This is a genomic window from Streptomyces sp. Je 1-332 (assembly GCF_040730185.1).
Lineage (GTDB): Bacteria > Actinomycetota > Actinomycetes > Streptomycetales > Streptomycetaceae > Streptomyces.
On sequence record NZ_CP160402.1, the window covers coordinates 2210754 to 2234304 of the forward strand.

General features: G+C 69.5%; 24 protein-coding genes, 1 pseudogene and 1 riboswitch. Of the genes and pseudogenes, 14 read left to right on the plus strand and 11 right to left on the minus strand.

Annotation, left to right across the window (positions count from 1 at the left end; genetic code table 11):
* Positions 1-196: 196 nt before the first annotated feature.
* The 4 genes from lipB to ABXJ52_RS10300 all read left to right on the plus strand — a co-directional run bounded on the left by lipB (position 197) and on the right by ABXJ52_RS10300 (position 3351).
* On the plus strand, positions 197-1033 hold the full coding sequence (gene lipB / locus ABXJ52_RS10285) for a lipoyl(octanoyl) transferase LipB (RefSeq protein WP_367041170.1): 837 nt from the start codon (positions 197-199) through the stop codon (positions 1031-1033).
* Between the two features lie 135 nt (positions 1034-1168).
* Entirely contained in the window at positions 1169-2134 is a 966-nt protein-coding gene (locus ABXJ52_RS10290; RefSeq protein ID WP_367041172.1) for a lipoyl synthase, read from the plus strand.
* A 281-nt stretch (positions 2135-2415) separates the two neighbouring features.
* The gene (locus ABXJ52_RS10295) at positions 2416-2619 is read left to right on the plus strand and encodes a hypothetical protein (RefSeq protein WP_363208335.1); all 204 of its coding nucleotides are present in this window, start codon (positions 2416-2418) and stop codon (positions 2617-2619) included.
* A 30-nt stretch (positions 2620-2649) separates the two neighbouring features.
* Complete coding sequence (locus ABXJ52_RS10300) at positions 2650-3351, plus strand: DUF4191 domain-containing protein (RefSeq protein WP_367041174.1); 702 nt, start codon at positions 2650-2652, stop codon at positions 3349-3351.
* An 81-nt stretch (positions 3352-3432) separates the two neighbouring features.
* Here ABXJ52_RS10300 and ABXJ52_RS10305 read toward each other — a convergent pair whose 3' ends face one another.
* The gene (locus tag ABXJ52_RS10305) at positions 3433-3900 is read right to left on the minus strand and encodes an RDD family protein (RefSeq protein ID WP_367041176.1); all 468 of its coding nucleotides are present in this window, start codon (positions 3898-3900) and stop codon (positions 3433-3435) included.
* 218 nt (positions 3901-4118) lie between these two features.
* Here ABXJ52_RS10305 and glnA point away from each other — a divergent pair, with 218 nt between their 5' ends.
* Positions 4119-5528, plus strand: a complete 1410-nt coding sequence (gene glnA, locus ABXJ52_RS10310) for a type I glutamate--ammonia ligase (protein WP_367041177.1) — start codon at positions 4119-4121, stop codon at positions 5526-5528.
* 63 nt (positions 5529-5591) lie between these two features.
* On the opposite strand, the gene ABXJ52_RS10315 is transcribed toward glnA, so the two are convergent.
* On the minus strand, positions 5592-6554 hold the full coding sequence (locus ABXJ52_RS10315; RefSeq protein WP_367041179.1) for a hypothetical protein: 963 nt from the start codon (positions 6552-6554) through the stop codon (positions 5592-5594).
* A gap of 179 nt (positions 6555-6733) precedes the next feature.
* On the opposite strand from ABXJ52_RS10315, the gene ABXJ52_RS10320 reads away from it, so the two are divergent.
* Both ABXJ52_RS10320 and ABXJ52_RS10325 read left to right on the plus strand, forming a co-directional pair.
* Positions 6734-8155 (plus strand): hypothetical protein, encoded by a 1422-nt coding sequence (locus ABXJ52_RS10320; protein WP_367041180.1) that lies wholly within the window; start codon positions 6734-6736, stop codon positions 8153-8155.
* Between the two features lie 405 nt (positions 8156-8560).
* Positions 8561-9328 carry an alpha/beta fold hydrolase gene (locus tag ABXJ52_RS10325; protein WP_367041182.1) on the plus strand — a complete coding sequence of 256 codons (768 nt, stop codon included), beginning with the start codon at positions 8561-8563 and terminating at the stop codon, positions 9326-9328.
* Between the two features lie 28 nt (positions 9329-9356).
* Here the strand turns inward: ABXJ52_RS10325 and ABXJ52_RS10330 are convergent, their stop codons facing one another.
* Entirely contained in the window at positions 9357-10124 is a 768-nt protein-coding gene (locus ABXJ52_RS10330) for a GNAT family N-acetyltransferase (RefSeq protein WP_367048949.1), read from the minus strand.
* Positions 10125-10406: 282 nt separating this feature from the next.
* Between ABXJ52_RS10330 and ABXJ52_RS10335 the strand changes: the two genes are divergently transcribed.
* Entirely contained in the window at positions 10407-11615 is a 1209-nt protein-coding gene (locus tag ABXJ52_RS10335) for a hypothetical protein (RefSeq protein ID WP_367041184.1), read from the plus strand.
* Positions 11616-11645: 30 nt separating this feature from the next.
* Here ABXJ52_RS10335 and ABXJ52_RS10340 read toward each other — a convergent pair whose 3' ends face one another.
* From ABXJ52_RS10340 to ABXJ52_RS10360, 5 genes are all read right to left on the minus strand, one after another.
* The gene (locus ABXJ52_RS10340; RefSeq protein WP_367048950.1) at positions 11646-12452 is read right to left on the minus strand and encodes an ABC transporter ATP-binding protein; all 807 of its coding nucleotides are present in this window, start codon (positions 12450-12452) and stop codon (positions 11646-11648) included.
* Positions 12453-12496: 44 nt separating this feature from the next.
* Positions 12497-13528, minus strand: a complete 1032-nt coding sequence (locus tag ABXJ52_RS10345) for an iron chelate uptake ABC transporter family permease subunit (RefSeq protein ID WP_367041186.1) — start codon at positions 13526-13528, stop codon at positions 12497-12499.
* On the minus strand, positions 13525-14577 hold the full coding sequence (locus ABXJ52_RS10350) for an ABC transporter substrate-binding protein (protein ID WP_367041188.1): 1053 nt from the start codon (positions 14575-14577) through the stop codon (positions 13525-13527). The genes ABXJ52_RS10345 and ABXJ52_RS10350 overlap by 4 nt, the downstream gene beginning before the upstream one ends.
* 65 nt (positions 14578-14642) lie before the next feature.
* Positions 14643-14829: riboswitch (cobalamin riboswitch) on the minus strand.
* 32 nt (positions 14830-14861) lie between these two features.
* Positions 14862-15359 (minus strand): VOC family protein, encoded by a 498-nt coding sequence (locus tag ABXJ52_RS10355; RefSeq protein ID WP_367041190.1) that lies wholly within the window; start codon positions 15357-15359, stop codon positions 14862-14864.
* A 5-nt stretch (positions 15360-15364) separates the two neighbouring features.
* Positions 15365-16231 (minus strand): helix-turn-helix transcriptional regulator, encoded by an 867-nt coding sequence (locus tag ABXJ52_RS10360; RefSeq protein WP_367041191.1) that lies wholly within the window; start codon positions 16229-16231, stop codon positions 15365-15367.
* Between the two features lie 195 nt (positions 16232-16426).
* On the opposite strand from ABXJ52_RS10360, the gene ABXJ52_RS10365 reads away from it, so the two are divergent.
* Positions 16427-17569 carry a haloacid dehalogenase-like hydrolase gene (locus ABXJ52_RS10365; RefSeq protein WP_367041193.1) on the plus strand — a complete coding sequence of 381 codons (1143 nt, stop codon included), beginning with the start codon at positions 16427-16429 and terminating at the stop codon, positions 17567-17569.
* On the opposite strand, the pseudogene ABXJ52_RS10370 reads toward ABXJ52_RS10365, so the two are convergent.
* The 3 genes and pseudogenes from ABXJ52_RS10370 to ABXJ52_RS10380 form a co-directional block, all read right to left on the minus strand.
* A pseudogene (locus ABXJ52_RS10370) lies at positions 17566-17742 on the minus strand (DUF2252 family protein); the annotation flags it as partial. The gene ABXJ52_RS10365 and the pseudogene ABXJ52_RS10370 overlap by 4 nt on opposite strands.
* Positions 17743-17792: 50 nt before the next feature.
* Positions 17793-18713: an alpha/beta fold hydrolase gene (locus tag ABXJ52_RS10375; RefSeq protein ID WP_367041194.1), complete on the minus strand. Its 921-nt coding sequence runs from the start codon at positions 18711-18713 to the stop codon at positions 17793-17795.
* 76 nt (positions 18714-18789) lie between these two features.
* Positions 18790-19095, minus strand: a complete 306-nt coding sequence (locus ABXJ52_RS10380) for a hypothetical protein (RefSeq protein WP_367041196.1) — start codon at positions 19093-19095, stop codon at positions 18790-18792.
* Between the two features lie 143 nt (positions 19096-19238).
* Here ABXJ52_RS10380 and ABXJ52_RS10385 point away from each other — a divergent pair, with 143 nt between their 5' ends.
* From ABXJ52_RS10385 to ABXJ52_RS10405, 5 genes are all read left to right on the plus strand, one after another.
* Positions 19239-19628 (plus strand): arsenate reductase family protein, encoded by a 390-nt coding sequence (locus tag ABXJ52_RS10385; RefSeq protein WP_367041198.1) that lies wholly within the window; start codon positions 19239-19241, stop codon positions 19626-19628.
* 141 nt (positions 19629-19769) lie between these two features.
* Positions 19770-20240: a hypothetical protein gene (locus ABXJ52_RS10390; RefSeq protein WP_367041200.1), complete on the plus strand. Its 471-nt coding sequence runs from the start codon at positions 19770-19772 to the stop codon at positions 20238-20240.
* Between the two features lie 171 nt (positions 20241-20411).
* Entirely contained in the window at positions 20412-21431 is a 1020-nt protein-coding gene (gene glnII / locus ABXJ52_RS10395; protein WP_367041202.1) for a glutamine synthetase, read from the plus strand.
* 329 nt (positions 21432-21760) lie between these two features.
* Positions 21761-22348, plus strand: a complete 588-nt coding sequence (locus tag ABXJ52_RS10400; RefSeq protein WP_367041204.1) for a winged helix-turn-helix domain-containing protein — start codon at positions 21761-21763, stop codon at positions 22346-22348.
* 102 nt (positions 22349-22450) lie between these two features.
* On the plus strand, positions 22451-23440 hold the full coding sequence (locus ABXJ52_RS10405; protein ID WP_367041205.1) for an NAD-dependent epimerase/dehydratase family protein: 990 nt from the start codon (positions 22451-22453) through the stop codon (positions 23438-23440).
* The last annotated feature ends 111 nt before the right edge of the window (positions 23441-23551 follow it).

A 23551-nucleotide genomic window follows, 5' to 3' on the forward strand; every position in this document is an offset into this window, starting at 1 on the left:
GCTCTGTGAACGGCGTGAATGTAACGGCCCTCGCCGCCCGCATCGCGACCTTCGACCCGCATTCATCCGATCGTGTGAGGATTGGCCGGACGACTGACGAGAATCCGCTGCCCGTACAGTGGCTGGGGGCGCGATATGTGCAAGGTGCAGGTTCTGCGGTGCAGGTACCGGTGCAGGTTCTAGGGAGGCACGTGCCGTGAGTGAGTTTCGGTTCGTCCGGCTGGGCTTCGGCCCGGATTCGGTCGAGTATCAAGACGCCTGGGACGAGCAGCGCCGCGTGCACGCCGCCCGCTTCGCCGACGAACTCCCGGACACATGTCTGCTGCTGGAGCACCCGCCGGTCTACACCGCGGGCCGCCGCACCGAGGACAGCGAGCGCCCGCTGGACGGCACCCCCGTCGTCGACGTGGACCGCGGCGGCAAGATCACCTGGCACGGTCCGGGACAGCTCGTGGGCTACCCGATCCAGAAGCTGCCGCGCCCGGTGGACGTCGTAGCACATGTGCGCCGTCTGGAAGAGGCGCTTATCCGTACGTGTGCGGAATTCGGCCTGGAGACGTCCCGCGTGGAGGGTCGCAGCGGCGTATGGGTCCTCGGTGACCCCGCGCACGAGCGTCCGGCACTTGGCGGCCTGACCCTGGACTTCGATCCGCGCACCCAGGACGACGAGTTCGACGCCCGTTTCAACGGCCCGGAGTACGCCCCGTCCAACGCGGGCCAGCGCCGCGAGGACCGCAAGATCGCGGCGATCGGCATCCGGGTCGCCAAGGGCGTGACGATGCACGGCTTCGCGCTGAACGTGAACCCGGACAACACCGGGTTCGACAAGATCATCCCGTGTGGCATCCGCGACGCGGGCGTGACGTCCCTCTCGTACGAGCTGGGCCGCGAGGTCACGATCGCCGATGTCCTGCCCGTCGCCGAGAGGCACCTGCGGGAGATCCTGGAGAACGCCGAGCTCAAGCCGCGGGTGGTGGAAAAGGCCGCCGAGCAGACGGTTGAGCGGCCTCAGGACGAGAAGGCGACGGCCTAGAGAGCCGGTACGTCCGGGCCTGCCACGGCTTCGGGGAATGCACCCCGGTGGCCAGAGGTTGCCCGAACGTAAGCCCAACGACATCACGGGCGTACCCTGGTGTGCGCCGAAGAATCGAAGCTACAGGGAGCCGATGTGTCCGCAGTCGCACCCGACGGACGCAAGATGCTGCGCCTTGAGGTCCGGAACGCCCAGACCCCGATCGAGCGCAAGCCCGAGTGGATCAAGACCCGGGCGAAAATGGGCCCCGAGTACACGAAGATGCAGAACCTCGTGAAGAGCGAGGGCCTGCACACGGTCTGCCAGGAGGCGGGCTGTCCCAACATCTACGAGTGCTGGGAAGACCGCGAGGCCACCTTCCTCATCGGCGGCGACCAGTGCACCCGGCGCTGCGACTTCTGCCAGATCGACACGGGCAAGCCGCAGGCGCTCGACCGCGACGAGCCGCGCCGTGTCGGTGAGTCCGTCGTGACGATGGACCTGAACTACGCCACGATCACCGGCGTCGCTCGCGACGACCTGGACGACGGCGGCGCCTGGCTGTACGCGGAGACCGTGCGCCAGATCCACGCGATGACGGCGGAGCGCGCGGAGGGCAGGACCAAGGTCGAGCTGCTCATCCCCGACTTCAACGCCGACCCCGACCAGCTGGCCGAGGTCTTCTCCTCGCGCCCCGAGGTCCTCGGGCACAACGTGGAGACGGTGCCGCGCATCTTCAAGCGCATCCGCCCCGGCTTCCGTTTCGAGCGCTCGCTCGAGGTCATCACCCGCGCCCGCGAGGCCGGTCTGGTCACCAAGTCGAACCTCATCCTCGGCATGGGCGAGGAGCGCGAGGAGATCAGCGAGGCGCTGCACGCGCTGCACGACGCGGGCTGCGAGCTCATCACGATCACGCAGTACCTTCGCCCGACCCCGCGCCACCACCCCGTGGAGCGCTGGGCCAAGCCGCAGGAGTTCGTGGAGCTGAAGGAGGAGGCCGAGGAGATCGGCTTCTCCGGCGTCATGTCCGGGCCGCTGGTCCGCTCCTCGTACCGCGCGGGACGCCTCTACCAGATGGCGATCGAGAAGCGCGGCGCGTACGTCGCTTCGCAGGCGGTGTGATCTCTCCCGGAGAGTTCGACTGTGTGAATCGGCGCACAAGTGTCTACTGACAAGTAGTGGCGAGATGACGCGGCCTCCACGGTCCCCGCAGGTGAGGGGGACTGTAGGGGCCGCGTCAACGTTTTGCGGGCCGGCGTCAAGGCTTCATCCGTGTTTGACCGGTCGGTCACGCCCTGGTAACACCAATCAGTGACCCTGGAACTACCCCACGTACTGCCCTACGCACCGACGTACTGCCCTACGTACTCGCCCTACCCATAGCCGCCCAGGAGGGCTCCACCATGCAGGCCGCGCCCGTACGCGCCACCGCCATCCCGTCCGTCACCGACGCGCTGCGCGCCGTCGAGTCGATTCTCATGAGCAGCGGACAGCGCACCGCGCGCCGCAACGCGTGGACGTCCGTGCTCGACGACCGGCGTCGCGCCAAGGACCGGGCCGAGGCGCTGCGCGTGCTCGAAGAGGCGATGACAACCCGCACGTCGTAGTCACCTCCAGGGACACGTAGACTTCACGGCATGGCGAGGAAGGAAACCGCGGCGGACGCCGCGAACCCCGGGCGGCTCAAGCAGATCGCTCAGACCTACAAGATGACCCGCAGGGCCGATCCGCGGATCGGTCTCATCATCGCGGCTGTGGGAATCGTCACCTTTGGTGTCTTCCTCGCGATCGGCTTCTTGATCGGTCACCCGATCTATCTCGGCATTCTCGGCTTTGTGCTCGCCTTCCTCGCGATGGCGATCGTCTTCGGGCGCAGGGCGGAGCGTGCGGCCTTCGGGCAGATGGAGGGCCAGCCCGGTGCGGCGGCCGCGGTGCTCGACAAGATCGGCCGCGGCTGGACGACGACTCCGGCGGTGGCGATGAACCGCAGCCAGGACGTCGTGCACCGCACGGTCGGCAAGGCGGGCATCGTGCTCGTCGCCGAGGGCAACCCGAACCGGGTGAAGAGCCTGCTGGCCGCCGAGAAGAGGCGGATGGCGCGGGTCGTCTCGGACGTCCCGGTCCACGACGTGATCGTCGGCACCGGCGAGGGCCAGGTCCCGCTGAAGAAGCTGCGTACGACGCTTCTGAAGCTGCCCCGCGTCCTCCAGGGCCCGCAGGTCACGGCGACGAACGACCGGCTGCGCGCGATGGGCGACCTGATGAGCAACATGCCGCTGCCGAAGGGTCCGATGCCGAAGGGCATGCGCACGCCTCGCGGTGGCCCGAAGATGCGGTAACTTTCCGCCTCTTTCCTACGTATGGCGAAGGCCCCGGAACCGATTGGTTCCGGGGCCTTCGCCGTACGTAGAGCGGGGATCTCAGATCCGCACCTGGACCGCGCGGCCGAGGCGGTCGTGGAGGCCGCGGCCGTCGCGGTCCCAGATCAGGGCCGGGACGGCGACGCAGAGCAGCACGCTGCGGACGAGGACGCGGACGAAGCCGAGCCGGCCGCCGCCCTCGGCGATGACGCGCAGCCGGAAGAGGGCCTTGCCGGGGGTGCAGCCGACCGTGCCGACCGTCAGGACGGTCATGACGAAGAAGATGCCGAGGGCCCAGTTGCCCATCGCCTGCTGGTCACCGCGAGCGAACAGGCCGTATGCGATGAGCATGCTCACCCCCCAGTCGACGGCGATGGCGCCCATCCGCCGTCCGGGCCGCGCGATCGATCCCGGCCCCTCCTCCGGCAGGCCGAGCTGCTCGCCCCGATACCCGAAGTCGACACCCGCGTCCTCTGCCGCCGCACGAGGGCCGGAGAGCCACGATCCGATTGCTTGCCTGTTGTCCACCCGTCCACGGTACTGCGCCCGATTTCGTCCGAGGACGTGCGGGGTAGGGCGAATGACACCTGACTCGAACCCGCCTCGGTTAACTTCGGCGAAACAAATGGGTCATGCTTGAGAAATCCCCCGTCCCTATGGTCGGGTCCCAGCGTGTGCCACCGCACTGGCCGCACAACGAGCTGCAACCCCGTCCCCGCCTGGGGGTCGGGAGTAGGAGGAGTTGGATGTTCCAGAACGCCGACGACGCAAAGAAGTTCATCGCGGACGAGGACGTGAAGTTCGTAGATGTCCGGTTCTGCGACCTGCCCGGAGTGATGCAGCACTTCACGATCCCGGCAGCGGCGTTCGACCCGAACGAGGAGCTCGCCTTCGACGGTTCGTCGATCCGCGGCTTCCAGGCCATCCACGAGTCCGACATGGCGCTGCGCGCGGACCTGTCGACCGCCCGGGTCGACCCCTTCCGCCGCGACAAGACCATCAACATCAACTTCTTCATCCACGACCCGATCACGGGCGAGCAGTACAGCCGTGACCCGCGCAACATCGCCAAGAAGGCCGAGGCCTACCTCGCGTCGACCGGCATCGCGGACACCGCGTACTTCGGTCCCGAGGCCGAGTTCTACGTCTTCGACAACGTCCGCTTCCAGACGTCGGCGAACGAGAGCTTCTACCACATCGACTCCGAGGCAGGCGCCTGGAACACCGGTGCGGTCGAGAACAACCGTGGCTACAAGGTCCGCTACAAGGGCGGCTACTTCCCGGCCCCGCCGGTCGACCACTTCGCGGACCTCCGCGCGGAGATCTCCCTGGAGCTGGACAAGAACGGCCTCCAGGTCGAGCGCCAGCACCACGAGGTCGGCACGGCCGGCCAGGCGGAGATCAACTACAAGTTCAACACGCTGCTGGCCGCTGCCGACGACCTGATGCTCTTCAAGTACATCGTGAAGAACGTCGCCTGGCGCAACCAGAAGACCGCGACCTTCATGCCGAAGCCGATCTTCGGTGACAACGGCTCGGGCATGCACGTGCACCAGTCGCTGTGGGCCAACGGCGACCCGCTCTTCTACGACGAGCAGGGCTACGCGGGCCTCTCCGACACCGCCCGCTACTACATCGGCGGCATCCTCAAGCACGCCCCGTCGCTGCTCGCCTTCACCAACCCGACGGTGAACTCGTACCACCGCCTGGTCCCGGGCTTCGAGGCGCCGGTCAACATGGTGTACTCGCAGCGCAACCGCTCGGCGGCCATGCGTATCCCGATCACGGGCTCGAACCCGAAGGCCAAGCGCGTCGAGTTCCGCGCGCCGGACCCGTCCTCGAACCCGTACCTCGCGTTCTCGGCGCTCCTGATGGCCGGCCTGGACGGCGTCAAGAACAAGATCGAGCCGCCGGAGCCGATCGACAAGGACCTCTACGAGCTCGCCCCCGAGGAGCACGCGGGCGTCGCCCAGGTCCCGACCTCCCTCCCGGCCGTCCTCGACGCCCTCGAGGCGGACCACGAGTACCTCCTGGCCGGCGGCGTCTTCACCGCCGACCTGATCGAGACGTGGATCGACTACAAGCGCACGAACGAAATCGCCCCGATCCAGCTGCGCCCGCACCCGCACGAGTTCGAGCTGTACTTCGACATCTAAATCGCGGAATCCGCACGAAGGCCGCCGCCCCGCTCCAGGGTGGCGGCCTTCGGCGTGACCGGGCTACGCCTCGAGCGGTTCGGGAATCCGCCAGACGATCTTGAACCGGTCCGAGCCCGGCGGGCCGACGGGGCGCACAGGGCTGATCTGTTGGACCAGGTAGCCGAAAATCATGTTCTGAGCCTCTTCTGAGACCTCGTCCCAGGTGGCGGGGGTCACGATCATCACCTCGCGCATCAGGCTCGGATCGGACTCGTTTTCCAACATCTCGGCCCTGTCGTCCCGGTCCATCGTGGTGTCGGCGCGCATCGCGCGGATCGACTCCGCGAGGAGGTTCGGCTCACGGTTCAGGCGCCGGAGGATCGCCTGGCAGCCGTACTGGAAGGCCGCTTGCGCCTCCAATGCCTCCCTGTCAGGGTTGCGATAGCCATACGGTGAGCCCTCGTCCGCCCCGACGTAGTCGCCCTTCAGCAGGTGCAGCAGAACCCGTAGTGCGTGTTCGGCCCCCTGCTCCTCGATGAGCCGCAGCATCCCGTGGACCCAGTCATCCTCCGAGACCAGCGGTTCGTGCGGTGCGGCCAGCGAGGGGTGGATCTCGATGGCGCTGAAGGGGTTGATCAGCATTCCCATGACCAGTTCCGGAGTCCACTGGCCGTCCTCGCCTCCCCAGCCTCCGTTGAGCAGTTCCTGGAACGACTTCAGAGCTCCGGACTCCCCTTCGCCGATCGCCCGCCACAGCGGCAGGAACCTGGCTGTCTCCGACTGCTCATCGCGAGCAGGACTGCACTGGCCCGCCAGCACCAGGACGATGTCGTGAACGGTCTCCCAGCGCGGCACGCGTAACCCGTTGACCGCGGAGCGAACGGTCTCATGACTCGCGGCCGACAACCGGTCCTCCCTGCGACCGATCAGTTCGCTCACTTTCCGGAAGCTCAACCGGCCGGAGGCCCGGTGCAGTTCCTGCAGGGCTTCGGTCAGTTCCTTCTGAAGGCCGGAAGGTTGAGGAGTGGTGGCGGAAGCGGGCAACGGAATTCCTCCGGCTCGAGTGTCAAGTTCCGCCCATACGGTAGAAGTTGCAGGCCAGGGCTGAGACAGGATTCGTCAAGTTGCCCGTCCCGCCCGCCAAACCGTGACTCGCGGCCGGCCTGTGGCGTGAGCATGGAGATGGCGCCGACAGAGCGCCTTCGCCCAAGGAGCCGCCGAACATGCACATCCCTTCCTATGCCCATGACACGATCCGTGCCGCCGTGCTACCAGGCATGCCCACATCCCGGCAGGCGGGCGGCCTGGAGTGCCGCCTGTGCGGGAGGTCCTTCGGAGAGGACCTTGCCGCCATACCCCTCGGGCCGACGCCGACATCCGGCCTGTTCGGATGCCGCCCGTGCCTGGCCCGGTTGGTCACCCGGGCACGAAGAACTCGGGACGCCGCGTTGGCGCAGGACGCCGAGCGGGCCCGCGCGGAGTCCGCGGCCTGGTTGCCGATGCGTGAGGGCCATCTTGCCCGGCTGAACCGTGTACGCGCAGCCGCTGAGGCCGTGGCGGGGGTGGCCGGAGAAGAGGACACCGAGGCTCTCCGCGTCGCCTGGCTGCTCATCTCGCTGGAGTCGGCGTACGCCTGGATCCCGGAAGCGCCGGAGCCACCCGCTTCCGCGGACCCTGCTGATATGGAGCTGAAGGACGAGGCATTCCGGGTCGACCTGGCCATGATTACCGCGCGGGAGACGGTGGCGGAACGGCTGGCCTACCACCTGATCAATGAGGCGCAGCCCGAGGACCCGGAGATGTGCGGGGAGTTGGAATGTGCCGACGACTGTTCAGGGCGCCATGATTCCACGCACATCGACTGCGGTCCTGACGCCGTCTTCGACGATCTGGCGGAGCACGGAGTCACCGTGGACCCACCGGAACCCGAACCTCTGTCACCACGTCTTGCCGCCCTCTTGGGGAAGGAGGCGGCCGAGGAGAAGACCCCACCGCTCCCGGGCATCGAGGAGCACGCGCCGGCGGTCCTTGCGCACTTCGGTATCACCGTGGACGACACAGATGCCTTGGTAAGCGCGGCGGCTGTCGGCCTGGTCGCCGACGCCTGGCGTGAGGGGCCGCTGGCCGAGATCCGCGAGGCGACCGACGAACCCGGCGACGGGGAGATTTTCGCGCAGAGCGTCGATCTGTATCGCAGGGCCCATGCCGCTCTTACAGCCGCGCGGGACGAGGGGCCCGAATCGCTGCTCGCGTTTGTGGGGGTCGCCTCGGACCTGGACCTCCCCTGGGCCGGAGGTTCGCGCTTCATACTGCGGATGGCTCCGTCGGAGTTCGTGGAGGAGTTGGTCCGGCAGGTCGACGACCGGACATGGTTCACCGCGGAGGTGATGCGCGAGCAAGGCTGGCACGCCGCGCTGCTGCACAGGGCGGCTTCGGCCACCTTCAAGGCGCTCCATCACTTCGGTATGCCAGGCTGGCCCGGTGCCGTCGCCACGGCGATGGAGCGAATCGCCGTGCGGGACCGCTCGGGGGCGCCTGAGTCGCTCGCGGACCTCGCGGTGGTGGAGGCCGCTTTACTCGAGGCACCTGACCGGCTCGGGGTGGACGCCCTCGACTGGATCTCTCGCCAGGCTCTGTTCGGGTAGCGGGCCCATGAGTTGGGACAACCTCAGCCTGATCATCCTTGCCGCTTTCGGTTGCCTCACACTCGTACTGGCACAAGTAGGCGAGGTGCTGTCAAAGCTTCCTGAGATCATTCGCGCTTGGCGGCAAGTCCGCGACGAGCTGCACCATCCGACTGATCACGACTACCGGGAGACCTCGCAGGAGCTCGATCGAGGTGGCGGAGACGGTCCCGCAGCAGCACCTTCCATTGATGCGCCCTGCGGGTGTGAAACTCACGGAGAGCCGTCTACGCGGAGTATCAATGAGTGACACCCAATACCCTTCGCACGTTCTCCGGTACAGGTCAGACGTTGACAGCGGCTAGTGTCTCTTTCGTCTTTCTGCCCCCCCCTCACGATCAGCCCCTGCCTAGGTGAGCACCCCACATGAGCGAAAAAGTGACATTCCCGAGCGTCGTCGGGCCCGCGCTGGCCGGAGCCATTGACCTGCCGGAGGGCGAGGTCCGAGGGTGGGGGCTTTTCGCGCATGGGTTCACTCTGGGCAAGGGGTCGCCTGCCGCCTCGCGGGTCAGCAAGCAGCTGGCGCGTGAGGGGATCGGTATGTTGCGCTTCGACAATCTTGGGATCGGGGACTCCGAGGGCGACTGGGGGGACGGTTCCTTCACCGTCAAGGTGCAGGACACCGTCCGTGCCGCGGCCTTCATGGCGGAGCGAGGGACTCCGGTGGACTTGCTGGTGGGGCACTCGTGGGGAGGCGCCGCCGCCATCGCGGCCGCGAGCGAGATCGACGGCCTGCGCGCGCTGGCCACGATCGCGGCGCCGGTCGACCCCAGTCATGTCGAGCGGCAGTACGACTCGGTCCTGGATCGCGTCCTCAGTGACGGGGCGCACGAGTGGTTCGTCGGCGGCAGGACCCTGGTTCTCAAGCGCGCCTTCGTCGAGGACGTGCGCCGGGCTCATCTGCGCGACCGGATCGGCGAGGTGGACCTCCCGCTCCTCGTGGCGCACTCGCCCACCGACTCCACCGTCGACATCTCCAACGCCGCGGAGATCTTCCAGGAGGCACGGCACCCGCGCAGCTTCATCTCGCTCGAAGGCGCGGACCACCTGCTGACCGCACGAGGGCAGGCGCAACGGGCCGCTCACATCATCAGCGCGTGGGCCGACCAGTACCTTGACGAGCCGCGGCCCTGAGAAGCGGCATCCGGGGTGGAGGCGTGGCTCAGTCGTCGATCGCGTACTCGGTGAACTGGCCGCAGGTGCGGAAGCCGAGGCGGTGGTAGACCGGCTCGCCCTCAGGCGATGCCTGTAGGGCCGCTGTCCCGTAGCCCTCCGCTTGTGCGGTGTGGAGCGTGGCGCGTGTCATGGCGGCCCCGTAACCCCTCCGTCGGTGCGTCGCGCGGGTGGAGATGTTGAAGATGCCTGCCACGCCCGCGTGGAAGAAGACCTCCGCCGTGCAGACCGGCAGGCCGTCCTCGTAGCCGACCAGGTAGTGGGCCGGGCAGTCGACGGCGAGGGCCGGTTCCGCTGCCAGGTCGAAGAAGCGGTGGACCGTGGGGGCCGGCGGGTCCCAGTTCGCGGCCAGTACGGTGGCGTAGTCGGCGAGTTGCTCCCGACCGGTCACCCGGCGGATGTCCAGACCGTCGGTCCGTGGTGGCCGCGGCAGCGTGCCGCTCAGGTCCTTCCACATCCCCGTCTCGGTCTCCGAAGCCTTGGCCCCGGCCGCCTCCAGGAGAGCGCCCAGATTCGTCGGTACCGAAGCCGGCCCCACCCACCAGGAGAAGGGGCGGCCGGTAGCGGTCAGTTTCCGGACGGTCTCGCACACGCGCCCCGCAGCGGTGTCCTCCGTGAAGCGCGCCGCCGCGACGATGTTGAACGTATCGTCGTCCAGCCCGCTGTCGGCCACCAGGAGATCGTCGGCCTCGCTGACCACCGCGTCCGCCAGATGCCGGTGGAGGTGGCAGGCGTGCTCCGCCAGGTTCTGCTCGATCCTGACCGTCAGGTCGGCCTCGTCGGTGATCGGCGGGTGCGGTGGCTTCATAGGGATTCATTTCAGCATTCCGGGTGCAGAGCGTCAGCCGGACTAGGGGGTGGGCGCCTTGGATCGCCCAGGGAAATATCGGGCGACCGCGACGGGTGCCGCAGCCTACGATCGCCGTCTCGGGGGCGGGGCGAGTGGAGGCAGGTGACGATGAGCTGGTTCGACGGGGCTAGGCAGGCCGAGCTTCGACGGGTTGTCCGTGGAGCCCCCTTGCGGGATGTGTTTGATGTCTTGGAGCCATCCGCCTGGATCGCGTTTGATGTCGACGTCCGCGACATGTACGCGCGGTGGGACGAGTTGGAGCCCGGCGAGAGCCGGACCGCCCTCGATCTGTGCGCCTGCGACGGCCGGGTGCGCGAGGCCGCGCTGCTACGGGTCGCGGCATATCCGGTGCTCCTGCCGCTGGTCGTCCTCCGCTGTGCCGACTGGGCCGCGCCCGTGCGGGAGAGGGCGCGGGGCGTCATGCGTGAGGAGCTGCCCCGGCTCGGTGCCGCGGAGCTGGCCGCACTCGCGCCCATGGTGCTGCGGGTGGGGCGCCGGGACCGTGGGGTCTTCGGTGTCGGGCTGTTGCGGGAGGCCCTGAGCGGGGCGCCGGGCCGCGCACGGCTCGTACCGCTGCTCGGCCACGGAGATCTCACGGTACGCCGCTTCGCTCATCGCATCGCCGTCGACGAGCACGTCCTGCCGGCCGCGGAGTTGGCCCGTACCGCCGCCCTCGACAGCGATGTCGTCGTCCAGAACCTCTGCGCCGACGCCGCGCTCGCGGGCATGAGCGTGAGCGTGGACGAGCGGCTGGATGAGCGTGCGTACGACGATGTCGTCTCGCCCTTGCTCGCGGCGCGCAGCCCCCGTGTCCGGTCCGCCGGGGTCACCGCTCTGCGGCGTGTCGGACGGGCGCGGGAGGCCCGGTCGTATCTCGTCGATCGTTCGGCGCTCGTGCGGGCCTGCGCCCGTTACGTGCTGAAGCAGGCCGGGGTCGATCCGTTGCCGCTCTACCGGGAGTGGTGTGCCGAGCCCGGTGACCCGGCTCTGCCACCCGGTGCGGCCGTCGGCCTCGGCGAGTGTGGTGATCGTGCGGACGGCGCGTTGCTGCTGCCGCTCCTGGGGCATCCGGTGGCTGCGGTCCGTGCGCGTGCGGTGGCCGGGTTGCGGGTGCTCGACGTCGCGGCCACCGAGCGATTGCGGTCGCTCCTGGACGATCCCGCTTCCGGCGTCGTCCGCGAGGCCTGCTCGGCGCTTCTGCCCTCCGCTCGGCAGCTGCCCACCGAGTGGTTGATGGCGCGTGTCGGGCCCGAGCTGCCCCGACCCACCCGCGTCGCCGCCTTCCGTATGCTCTGCGCACAAGGTGGTTCCGGTCAACTCCGCGCGGCGCGCGCCCTGTTGGAGGATGTCGACACCAAGCTCCGGTTCCGGGCCGAGCAGGTCGTCCGGGGCCGCTGACACGGGGCGACGGAGACCGCGGCGGACGGCTCAAGCGCGCAGGAAGCGGATCGACGGGTGGGGTTCCGTGGTGTGTTGGGTTACCTCCGCTCGTACCCCGTACACCTTCGCGATCAGTTCCTCCGTGATCACCTCTGATGGTGTGCCTGACGCGTGGGCCACTCCCTCTCGTAGGACCAGGATCTGGTCGCAGAACATGGCCGCCAGGTTCAGGTCGTGCAGGGCTATCACGCTGGTCAGGGGGAGGTTCGCCACCAGGGTCAGGAGGTCGAGTTGGTGGTGGATGTCCAGGTGGTTGGTCGGTTCGTCCAGGAGGAGTTCCTGGGGGGTCTGGGCCAACGCCCTTGCTATCTGGGCCCGTTGGCGTTCCCCGCCGGAAAGCGTGTGCCAGGACTGGGTGGCTCGGTCCGTCAGGCCCGTGCGCGTCAGGGCCTGACGTACCGCCTCCTCGTCCTCGGGGGTCGGCAGCGACCACGCCCTGCGGTGCGGGATGCGGCCCAGGCGTACGACCTCCTCCACCGACAGCTCGACCTGCGTGGTGGCGTCCTGGTCCACCACCGCCACCCTGCGTGCCACCGTGCGGCGGCCCGCGTCCCGCAGAGGCATGCCGTCCAGGGTGACCACCCCTGACGTCGGGGCCAGGACGCCCGCCAGGACGCGCAGGAGCGTTGACTTGCCCGAGCCGTTCGGGCCCAGCAGGCCGACCGTGGCTCCGGGCGGCGGGGCCAGGGTCACTCCGTCGATGATGAGCCGGCCGCCCGCCTCCCGGGTCACTCGGTCGGCTCGTAGGCCGGGTCCGGTGTGCGGGGTCCGGTCGTCCTCGGGGTACGGGCTCATGTCGCCCTTGGGGTGCCGGCTCATGTCGTCCTCGGTGTGCCGGCTCATGTCGTCTTCCTCGTGCGGTAGAGGACCAGGACGAACGCCGGGACTCCGATCAGGGACGTCACCACCCCGACGGGGACCTCCTGAGGGTCCAGGACCGTGCGGGCCAGCGTGTCCACCCACACCAGGAACACCGCGCCCGCGAGCGCCGTGACCGGGACCAGGCGTGCGTGCCCGGCGCCGACGAGGGCGCGGGCCGCGTGCGGCAGGACCAGGCCCACGAAGCCGATGGCTCCCGCGCTGCTGACCAGGACCGCCGTCAGCAGGGCCGTGGTGGACAGGAGGAGCAGCCGGACCCGCGCCACGTGGACGCCCAGCGTTGCCGCCGCGTCCTGGCCGAAGGCGAACGCGTCCAGGGTGCGGGCCTGCGTCAGGCAGACGGCGAGGGCCACGAAGAGCACCGCCGCGCACAGCGAGACGTCCGTCCAGCCCACTCCGCTCAGCGAACCGAGCAGCCAGAACAGGACACTTCGCGTCGTCTCCGCGTCGCCCGACGTCAGGATCACGAAGGAGGTGAGGGCGGAGAAGAGCTGCATCGCCGCCACGCCCGAGAGCACCACTCTGTCCGCGCTTGCGCCCAGGCTGTGGCTCAGCAGCAGGACCAGCGCGAACGAGACGACGGCCCCGGCGAAGGCGCCCGCCGATACCGACACCACTCCCCCGCCGACCCCCAGGACGACGATCGCGACCGCGCCCGTGGACGCCCCCGAGGAGACGCCCAGCACGAAGGGGTCGGCGAGCGGGTTGCGCAGGAGGGACTGAAGGACCGTTCCGCAGACCGCGAGGCCCGCGCCGCAGACCGCGGCGAGGAGCGTGCGCGGCATGCGCAGGTTCCACACGATGCCGTCCCTGATGGGCGTGAGCCGCGCCTCTCCCCAGCCGAGGTGAGCCGCGACCGCCGACCACACGTCCGGTACGGAGATGTCGGCGGGGCCGATGGTGACGGCCACCGCGACGGAGAGGGCGAGGGCGGCGAGGCCCGCCGTCCAGAGCAGGGCGCAACGTATGCCGCCCGGGGCGGCTTTCCTCACTTGGCGAGCCCGAACTCACGCAAGGCGTCCGCGACTTGCTCCACTCCGTCCACCGTGCGGATCGTCGGGTTCATGGCCTGGCCGCTCAGCAGCACGTACCGCTTCTTCTTCACGGCGGTCAGGTTCTTGGTGACCGGGTTGGACTCCAGGAACTCGATCTTCTTCTTCGCGCTCTCGGCCGTCTGCGACTTGCGGGTGAGGTCGCCGATGACCAGGACGTCCGGGTCGCGGTCCGCCACCGTCTCCCAGTTGATCTGAGGCCACTCCTCGTGGGTGTCGTCGAAGACGTTCCGCACGCCGAGTTCCCGGGTGATGACGCCTGGTGCGCCGCAACAGCCCGCGATATAGGGCGAGTCGGAGTTGGCGAACCAGTAGAGGAGCGTCGTGTCGGACGCCTCGGCCTTCTTGATCGCCCCACTCGCCTTCGCCACCCGGCCCTTGAGGTCCGCGACCAGCCGTTCCCCTCGCTTCTCGACCCCGAACGCCCTTGCCAGGTCCCGGACTTCGCCGTACACCGTGTCCATGGTCAGCGTCTTGACGCGGCGGCCGTCGCCGTCGCCGCTGTTGTCCTTGCCTGCGCAGTCCGAGGGCGAGACGTAGGCGGGTACGCCGAGTTCGGCGAACTTGGCGCGGTCGGCGACGCCGCCCTTGCTGACCGTCGCCTGGAAGGAGGCGGTGACGAAGTCCGGTTCCTGGGCGAGGACCTTCTCGAAGGAGGGGTAGCTGTCGGCGAGCCGCTCGACCTTCGCGTTGTCCTGCTCCAGGCCCTTCAGAACCGGGTCGGTCCAGGTGCCGGTGCCCACCATGCGGTCCGCGAGGCCGAGCGAGAGCAGGATCTCCGTGGACCCCTGGTCGAGGGAGACCGCCCGCCGCGGCGGCGCCTTGATCTCCGCCTTCTTGCCGCAGGAGGTGAGAGTCAACGGATAGCCGGCGGCCTTGTCGTCCGTGGTGGAGGTGGCCGTGGAGCCGCCTCCGCAGGAGGTCAGGGTGACGGCCAGGGCCGCGGCGAGGAGAACAGACGTACGTACACGACGGGCTGTTGAGGACACGAGATCCCTTGAGTCTCACGGCTCATACGCGGAGCCTGGCCTGCTTCGTCACCTCCGCCGCCCGGTGTGCGGGCGAAGGTGCCAGCAGGTCTTCGGACTCGGGGATCGGCCGGACGGGGCGCCTTCCCAGGCGTCCGTGGACGCCCAGTGGCCGTGGCCCCGCCCGTTCCCCCTCACCGCTGCGCGTCAGTTCCGGATTCGCACCGGATTCCCTGGCCCTGGTGTGGGTTGACTGGCGCTCGCAAGCTATCACGCGAGGTCAGGACGGCTGCCGTCCCGCCAGGTCAGGCCGCCGTCCCGGGCCTCGGCGAGCCGCGGTAGGTGCCGAAGGACCACTTGTTGCCCTCGGGGTCGGCGATCGCGAACTCCCTGCTGCCGTACGGCTGGTCCTCGATCTCACGGATGATCTCGACCCCCGCCGCGGTGAGCCGCTGGTAGAGGTCGTCGACGTGGTCGGTGACGACGTACGCGCCGAAGGTGCCGGGCTTCAGGCACCACTCCTGGGACTTCTCGTCGTACGAGCCGAGCATGATCGCGCCGCCCTCGGGCCAGTCGAGCTCGGCGTGGGCCACGCGGTCGCCGTCCTCGTATACGGCGGTGCGCAGGAAGCCGACCGTGCCGACCAGGAAGTCGATCAGCGCGGGAGCGTCGTGCGCCTGGAGGGTCGGCCAGACGCTGGGAGCGCGCCCGGCGGACGCGGGAGCAGTTGCGGGAGCAGTTGCGGGAGTTGCGGGAGCAGTTGCGGACTGTGGCTGCTGGTTCTGCTTCTCTGTGGTGTCCATGGGTCCTACTCTTCGCCTCCACCATGGCTCCCGGCTTGGATATTCCGGCACTCCTCGGCCAGCCAGCCGCTGGGGCTCACCCCGGTGTACTGCTGGAAGTCCCGTACCAGGTGGGAGTGGTCGTAGTAACCGCAGTCCGCTGCGACACGGGCCAGGTCGGGGGCGCCGCCCGTCGCGACCGGGCGTACGACGGCGTCGCGTGCGCGCTGGAAGCGCATCAGGCGGCCCGCCTGCTTGGGGCTCAGGCCCGTCTCGGCGCGGAAGAGCGTGGTGAGGCGGCGTTCGCTGAGCGCGACATGCCGGGAGAGGCCGCGCAGGGTGCCGACGCCGCGATGCCGGGCGAGACAGGCCCACGCCTCCGCGACCTCGGGGCGTACGGAGCCGCCGGACGCGTCGGTGGCCGCGCGCTGCCTCAAGTAGCCGGACAGGGAGGCGAACCGCTCGTCCCAGCTGCCCTGCTCGCACAGCAGCTCCCGTACGTCGGTGGCGCGGCGCCCCATCACCTCCGCGCCCGGCGTCACCAGCTCGCCGGCCAGTTCCGCGGCAGGTACGCCGAGCAGGGCGCGGGCGGCGAGCGGGTGCACGGCGAGCTGGATGCCCGCCTCGTGCTCGGGACGTACGACGTACGCCGGGGACTGGTGCAGGCCGCCGACGACGATGTCCGTTCGGAGGGCGTCGCGGGTGCCGGCCTGCTCGGGGGTGGCGCCGGTGACGACGGGGCCGTCCAGCGAGAAGATCAGCGTCAGGTACGGGGACGGCAGGCCGCGGTGCAGGCCGGGCAGCTCGCCCCGCGTGCGGTAGCCGACGGCGGACACCACCATGCCGTCGAGGTGCGGGGCGGCCCGGACGAACTCCCGGGAGACGCTCTCCATGCCTCCCAGTATGCGATGGGCCTCGCTCCGAGGCAGGCCCGAGAGCCTGCCGGGCATCCGACTCGGCTACCCGCGCACGGGCATCCCATGCCCGTTGCCCCCAGTGATGCCGATCATGGGAATCCGCCGCCTGACCTCATACGATGACCCGCCGCTCCGGACGGGGCGCAGACCGCTCTCAGGGGGCACGGAACCATGGCAGTAAAGGCAAAGGGCAAGCTGGCCGTCATCGGCACGGCGGGCGCGCTCACCGCGGCCGTACTCGCGGGTACGGCGCTGTGGCCGAGCGCGGACGCGACGGCGGCGGACTCCTCCGCGACGTCGGCCAAGACCGCGGCCAAGGCATCGGCCGAGCTGAAGCACTGGCCGAAGCCGGTCGCGAAGAAGCTGGGCAAGGTCATCGCGAAGAACGAGGACAAGGGCGCGTACGCCGTCTTCGACGCGGACAACACGACGTACCGCAACGACCTGGAGGAGTCCCTCCTGCCCTTCCTGGAGATGAAGGGGGTGCTGACCCGCAAGTCGATGGACCCGTCGCTGAAGATCATCCCCTTCAAGGACACGGCGAAGCACAAGGAGAGCCTCTACAGCTACTACAACCGGCTGTGCGAGGTCGACGACCAGGTCTGCTACCCGTGGGCCGCGCAGATCTTCTCCGGCTTCACGCTGAAGGAGCTCAAGGGGTACGTCGACGAACTCCTCGCCCACGACAAGCCGATCCCCGCCGAGTACTACGAGGACGGGAAGCTGACGAAGACCGAGGTCAAGACGCCCGAGTTCTTCACCGGCATGCAGGAGCTCCACAAGTCGCTGCGGAAGCACGGCATCGAGGTCTACGTCGTCAGCGCGGCCAGCGAGGACCTCGTCCGCATGGTTCTCTCCGACCCCAAGTACGGCTATGACGTGAAGCCCGAGAACGTCATCGGCGTCGGCCTGCAGCTCAAGGACCGCAAGACCGGCGAGGTCACCAGCTCCCGCAAGGAGATCGCGGAGGGCCGCTTCGACGAGAAGAAGCTTGCCGGGCGTGAGCTGACACCAAAGCTGTGGGCGCCGATGACCTGGTACCAGGGCAAGCCCGCGGCCATCAGCACGTACATCGACGCGTGGAAGAAGCCCGTTCTGGTGGCGGGCGACACCCCGAAGAGCGACGGTCCGATGCTGTTCCACTCGGCGGACGTGAAGCACGGCGGGGCGCGGGTGTGGGTCAACCGCAAGGACGACTACATGAAGGAACTCGACGGGATGAAGCGCGAGAACGCCGACCGGCAGCGGGAGCTCGGCCAGAAGGTCACCGCGGACAAGCGGTGGCTGACGGTGGTCCCGGACGAGATCCGCTAGCCGGTCCCAGTGGCCGCGTCGACCAGGCCCGAGGAGATCGCCTCGGTCAGTGCCGCGTGGTCCCGGGCGTTCCGCGCGGCGTAGCGCAGCGCGAAGTCCGCGATCGCCCGGTCGAACGTGTCGGAGCCGCCCAGGTAGGCGGCTATGGCCACGCGGTCGCCGGAGCGGGCGTACGGTCCTGGCGGGAGGTACTCCTCCAGGACCGAGCGGCCCGCCTGGGGCCTCAGCTTCCGCCCGCGACCGCCCACGCCGCCACCCTCTTGGCCAGCGCACCGCCCGCCCGCGTCCACACGAAGTGGTCGAGGCGGGCGCCCGCTTCCCGCACGGAGTACCGCAGGCGGGTGACACGGGCCGCGGGCACCTTGCCGACGAGGTGGTCGAGGGCGGCCGCCGGGGCCCAGGTGTCGCCCTCTACGGAGACCGCGAGGACGGGCAGGGCGAGGGTGCGCAGGGCCGCCTCGTAGTCGTGCGGGGAGCCGGGGGACGAGTAGCGGCCCGTACGGCCCTGGCGCGCCCAGTCCCGCATGACTCCCTTGGGCTGGTTGCCGCCGAAGCCGAGCCGGGTGCCGGGCCAGCGGCCGAGCAGCGTCGACGTGGCCGCGGCGAAGAGCTCGCCGATGAGCAACAGGGGCCCGCGCAGGGGGCCGTACGCTCGGTACCAGACGGAGCCGGAGGCGACGAGGACGACGCCGTCGACGCCGGGCCCGATCGGCAACGAGGCGTGTACGAGCCCGAGTTGACCGCCCATGCTGTGGCCGAGGAGGTACAGCGGGGAGTTCGGGCCCAGTTCGGCGCGTATCGCCTCGACGACGGCGACGAGGTCCTCCTCCACGATCGTGCGGTAGCCGTGGTCGACGGCGTCCGCGTCCCGCACCCGGGGAGTGCTCTCCCCTTGCCCCCGCATGTCCACGGTCAGGGCGGTGAGGCCCTCGGCGTGCAACTGGCGTGCGAACGCGCGGTAGTAGCGGGCGGGGGTGCCCATGGCGGGAAGGATCAGGACGGCCGGCGCGGGCCGGGGCGAGGCCTCGCTCCCCCTCATACCGCGGACGGGAAACCGTGCCCCGTCCGGGAGTTGGGCGGTGACGAGCAGCGGCAGCTCGTCCGCGGGCTCCTGCTGGGCGGGGGTGGATTCCGGCTGGGTCATGCGCCCAGCATGAAGGACACGTACGGGCAGAGGCCGCTGGGCCCCCACCCGTACGCGTGCGCGTTCGCGCGACGGCTCAGCGGCTGTACCGCATCAGGGCGCGCACCATGTGGCAGGTGATGTCGGTCGGCGGGTGGATTCCCACGTCCTCCGCCATGCTCCGGATCCTGGTGTTGTTGGCTTGGTTCGGCAGATAGACGCCCGAGTCGAGCAGGGCTATCGCCAGGCGCATGGCCTTCAGGCGCCGGTTGTGCGTGATGTACCACTCCCGCGGCCGGCCGGCCGGGAGCGGTCGCTTCTCCAGTGGTGCGTACGTCAGGTCGATCAACACGGGCCGGGAAGCCTTGCTCTTCGACGTAGATGTGAGTGCGGCAGCGGGCACAGGCATCCTCCTGTCGCGATCAGGAACCCCCGTCGGGAACCCTCGAACATTGCTTCAATTCTACCGCCGGGCACTGACAATCGCCGCTGGCCAGAGGGCCTTTGGCGGGGTGTGGTGGGTGGGGCGCGGGTAGCGTGTGGGGTATGGAGATCTGGATCAACCCCGCCTGTTCCAAGTGTCGTGGCGCGCTCACGTTGCTCGATGCGGAGGGCGCCGACTACACCGTTCGGCGTTACCTCGACGACGTTCCCACCGAGGACGAGATCCGGGCCGTCCTGGAGCGGCTCGGGCTTGAGCCGTGGGACGTCACCCGCACCCAGGAGGACGCCGCCAAGGAGCTGGGGCTCAAGGACCGCGAGGCCTGGCCGCGGGACGCCTCCGGTCGTGACCGCTGGATCGCCGCGCTCGCCCAGCACCCCAAGCTCATCCAGCGGCCCATCATCACCGCCGACGACGGCACCGCCGTGGTGGGGCGCACCGAGGAGGCCGTGCGGGACGCGATGGCTCGGGAGGCGCCGGGTGCGGCGCAGTAGGTGCGTGGTGCGGTAGGCGCAGTAGGTGCGGTAGCCGCAGTAGATGACTGGCGAACGATGGGCTGTCTCCGGCAAAACGTTACATATGCCTCCATAGCGTTGGGCACTCCACATTGCTGCCGGCCGTAATGGAGTGCCCCCGTGCGGAACCTGATGTCCGGAGGCGTGTACGGCACCATCCTCGCCAGTGCGCTCGTCGCGGCGCTGCACTCGGAGCAGCAGGCCTACACGCCCTACTACGACGCCGCCTGGATCATGGTGACCGCGGGCACGGCCGCTCTCGCGCACGGATACGCGCACCACATGTCCACCTACCGGCCGGGTTCCGGCCTGCACCGGTGGCGGCAGCTGGCCTGGGAGCTCATGGACGAGTGGCCGGTGATCGTCGCCTGCTGGCCCACCGTGGGGCTGCTCGTCCTCGCCGGGGTCCTCGGCTGGCCCGAAGCGCCCGTCACCTACTCCGCGCTCCTGCTGAACGCTGCGCTCCTCCTCGGCTGGGGCACCTTCGCCGCACTCCGGGCGGGCTACCGGCGGCGCTCGGCCCTGCTGCTCGGCATGGCGGACGCGGCGATCGGGCTGCTCATCGCGGCCGCCAACGCCGTCATCAAGTGAGGCGGGACGGCGAGCGGATCGTGAAGTGGGCCACATGCACCGCTGGTAACACGGGGTTCACATTCGAGCAATGGACGGGAAATCGCGCGTTGGCAAGCTTCGCGACATCACCACGGCACCGCAGCACCCGCACGTTCTGCGCCGTACCGAGCGTTTTAAGGATGGGCCCCCGTGACCTTCAAGGCTGAGTACATCTGGATCGACGGCACCGAGCCGACCGCCAAGCTCCGTTCGAAGACGAAGATCATGACGGACGGCGCCGAGCTCCCGAACTGGGGCTTCGACGGATCCAGCACCAACCAGGCCAAGGGTCACGCATCCGACCGCGTCCTCAAGCCGGTCTTCACCTGCCCGGACCCGATCCGCGGCGGCGACGACGTCCTCGTACTGTGCGAGGTCCTCAACACGGACATGACGCCGCACGAGTCCAACACGCGTGCCGCGCTCGCCGAGATCGAGGAGCGCTTCGGCTCGCAGGAGCCCATCTTCGGCATCGAGCAGGAGTACACCTTCTTCGAGGGCGACCGCCCGCTCGGCTTCCCCGTCGGCGGTTTCCCCGCGGCGCAGGGCGGCTACTACTGCGGCGTCGGCGCGGACGAGATCTTCGGCCGTGACATCGTCGAGGCGCACCTGGAGAACTGCCTCAAGGCGGGCCTCGGCATCTCCGGCATCAACGCCGAGGTCATGCCGGGCCAGTGGGAGTTCCAGGTCGGCCCGCTCGCGCCGCTCGAGGTCTCCGACCAGCTGTGGATCGCCCGTTGGCTGCTCTACCGCACCGCCGAGGACTTCAACGTCTCCGCGACCCTCGACCCGAAGCCGGTCAAGGGCGACTGGAACGGCGCCGGTGCGCACACGAACTTCTCGACGAAGGCGATGCGCGAGGGTTACGCACCCATCCTCACCGCCTGTGAGTCCCTCGGCGAGGGCTCGAAGCCGATGGACCACGTCAAGAACTACGGCGCGGGCATCGACGACCGCCTCACCGGTCTGCACGAGACCGCCCCGTGGAACGAGTACAGCTACGGCGTCTCCGACCGCGGCGCGTCGGTCCGCATCCCGTGGCAGGTCGAGGTGGAGCAGAAGGGCTACATCGAGGACCGCCGCCCGAACGCGAACGTCGACCCGTACGTCGTGACGCGGCTGATCGTCGACACCTGCTGCGCCGCCCTGGAGAAGGCCGGTCAGGTCTGATCCCGCGCATCAGCACGTCCCTGAAGGGGGCGCCCGCCGAACCGGTGGGCGCCCCCTTCGGCTTGCCTGCCCGGATGTCACCTCCATCTGCTTCAATGGGGACATGGTCATGGGCAGCAACGGGAACACAGCGCCGGGTCGTCACCACGACCTCGAGCCGTTCTGGCCTTCCCGCCAGCACCACGACTTCGACCGGGTGTGTTGCCGCGCGATGAACGCGCAGGCCCTCTAAAGCCGTTCACCCGGCCTTCGCCTGACGCGCACGACGTACGTACGTCCTCGACGACCGAGACGACTGACGACTCCTCCGCGCGAAAGAGCTGACTTCCATGGCGAACTCCCGTTCCTTCTCGGCATCCACCGCATCCTCCGCATCCACCGCCACCGTGGCGCCGCCTGCCATGCCCGGCCGTGGGCGGCTGCGAGCCGTCGCCCCCGACGAGGTGGCGCAGCTCACCGACTTCCTGCCGCCCGGCGCGACCTGGCTTCCCGCGCCCCCGCACACGCTGCCCACGCTGCCGGGCCAGCCGCCGATGATCGGCTACCTGGTCCTCGTACCGGCCGGGCAGGAGCCGGTGACCGCCGCCACCGCCTCCCCCGAGCCCGATCCTCAGCGGGCCTCCGGCGGGCCCGTGCGGATCGACGCCGTGCAGCGTGCGGCGCAGGTCGACGGCCGCCCGCTCGACCTCACGTATCTGGAGTTCGAGCTGCTCGCGCATCTCGTCGCGCACCCCCACCGGGTGCACACGCGCGACCAGTTGGTGACCACGGTGTGGGGGTACGGGCACGTGGGCGACGGGCGCACCGTGGACGTCCACATCGCACGGCTCAGGCGGAAGCTGGGGGCCGAGCACCGCCGCACGATCCAGACGGTGCGGCGGGTGGGCTACAAGTACGCGCCTCCGTCGTCCCGCTGACCTCCGGCGCCCCGCTGACCTCCGGGTTCCCGGGCGGGGCCGGGCTCTGCCGCTAGCAGAACCCGGTTCCCCCGGCGGGGCGCGGCGTGCAGAGTCATGGCCATGAGACTTCTGATGCTGGGTGGTACGGAGTTCGTGGGGCGGGCCGTCGTCGAGGCGGCGCTGGCGCGTGGCTGGGAGGTGACCGTCTTCCATCGCGGGACCCGTGAGGCACCCGCCGGTGCGGTGTCGCTGCTCGGTGACCGTACGGCGCGGGGCGGCCTGGACGCGCTCGCCGAAGGCGAATGGGACGTCGTCGTCGACACCTGGTCGGGGGCGCCGCGTGTCGTCCGGGAGTCCGCGAAGCTGCTCGCGGGGCGGGCGGGGCGGTACGTGTACGTGTCGAGCGTCTCCGTGTACCAGTGGCCGATCGCGGCGGGCTCCGACGAGAGCCATCCCCTCGTCGGCGGGGAGCCCGACGCGGACGCGGTGGACTACGCCGAGGACAAGCGCGGCGGGGAGCTCGCGGCCGTCGCGGAGTTCGGTGCCGAGCGCACGGTGCTCGCCCGCGCGGGGCTGATCCTCGGCCCGTACGAGAACATCGGGCGGCTGCCGTGGTGGCTGAACCGGGTCGCGCGCGGCGGACCCGTACTCGCCCCGGGGCCAAGGGAGTTGGATCTCCAGTACGTCGACGCGCGAGACCTCGCGGAGTGGGTCGTCGACGCGGCTCTCGCGGGTCTCCACGGCCCGTACAACATCGTCTCCCCCATCGCGCACACCACGATGGAGGAGTTCCTGGACGCGTGCGTGACGGTGGCGGGCGCGGCCGACGTCGAACTGCGCTGGACCGACCCCTCGGTGATCGCCGAGCACGGGATCGAACCGTGGTCGGAACTGCCGGTGTGGACGCCGCCGGGTGAGTTGCAGGACTCCATGCACCGCACGTCGACGGAGAAGGCGGCGGCCACGGGGCTCCGGGCGCGGCCGGTGGCGGAGACGGTCGCCGACACGTGGGCCTGGCTGAGGTCGATCGGCGGAGTGGCCCCGCAGCGCCCCGACCGCCCAACGGTGGGCCTGGCCCCGGAGAAGGAAGCGAAGGCGCTGGGCCTGTAACGGGTAAACGGGGCGGTGGCCAAGCTGCAGTATCCAGCTCGGCCACCGCCCCGTCAGGGGCGCGGGGAACGGCGCGACAAACCCCCACCGGCCCGCAGCCACAACACCGCA

Bases quoted from the DNA above. Each gene is read 5' to 3' on its own strand.
- ABXJ52_RS10360 (WP_367041191.1), bottom strand. From the start codon at position 16,231: ATGGAGAGCGTCTCCCGGGAGTTCGTCCGGGCCGCCCCGCACCTCGAC.
- ABXJ52_RS10365 (WP_367041193.1), top strand. From the start codon at position 16,427: ATGGCAGTAAAGGCAAAGGGCAAGCTGGCCGTCATCGGCACGGCGGGC.
- ABXJ52_RS10300 (WP_367041174.1), top strand. From the start codon at position 2,650: ATGGCGAGGAAGGAAACCGCGGCGGACGCCGCGAACCCCGGGCGGCTC.
- ABXJ52_RS10340 (WP_367048950.1), bottom strand. From the start codon at position 12,452: ATGAGCCCGTACCCCGAGGACGACCGGACCCCGCACACCGGACCCGGC.
- ABXJ52_RS10405 (WP_367041205.1), top strand. From the start codon at position 22,451: ATGAGACTTCTGATGCTGGGTGGTACGGAGTTCGTGGGGCGGGCCGTC.
- ABXJ52_RS10355 (WP_367041190.1), bottom strand. From the start codon at position 15,359: ATGGACACCACAGAGAAGCAGAACCAGCAGCCACAGTCCGCAACTGCT.
- ABXJ52_RS10295 (WP_363208335.1), top strand. From the start codon at position 2,416: ATGCAGGCCGCGCCCGTACGCGCCACCGCCATCCCGTCCGTCACCGAC.
- ABXJ52_RS10325 (WP_367041182.1), top strand. From the start codon at position 8,561: ATGAGCGAAAAAGTGACATTCCCGAGCGTCGTCGGGCCCGCGCTGGCC.
- ABXJ52_RS10320 (WP_367041180.1), top strand. From the start codon at position 6,734: ATGCACATCCCTTCCTATGCCCATGACACGATCCGTGCCGCCGTGCTA.
- ABXJ52_RS10375 (WP_367041194.1), bottom strand. From the start codon at position 18,713: ATGACCCAGCCGGAATCCACCCCCGCCCAGCAGGAGCCCGCGGACGAG.
- ABXJ52_RS10385 (WP_367041198.1), top strand. From the start codon at position 19,239: ATGGAGATCTGGATCAACCCCGCCTGTTCCAAGTGTCGTGGCGCGCTC.
- ABXJ52_RS10400 (WP_367041204.1), top strand. From the start codon at position 21,761: ATGGCGAACTCCCGTTCCTTCTCGGCATCCACCGCATCCTCCGCATCC.
- glnA (WP_367041177.1), top strand. From the start codon at position 4,119: ATGTTCCAGAACGCCGACGACGCAAAGAAGTTCATCGCGGACGAGGAC.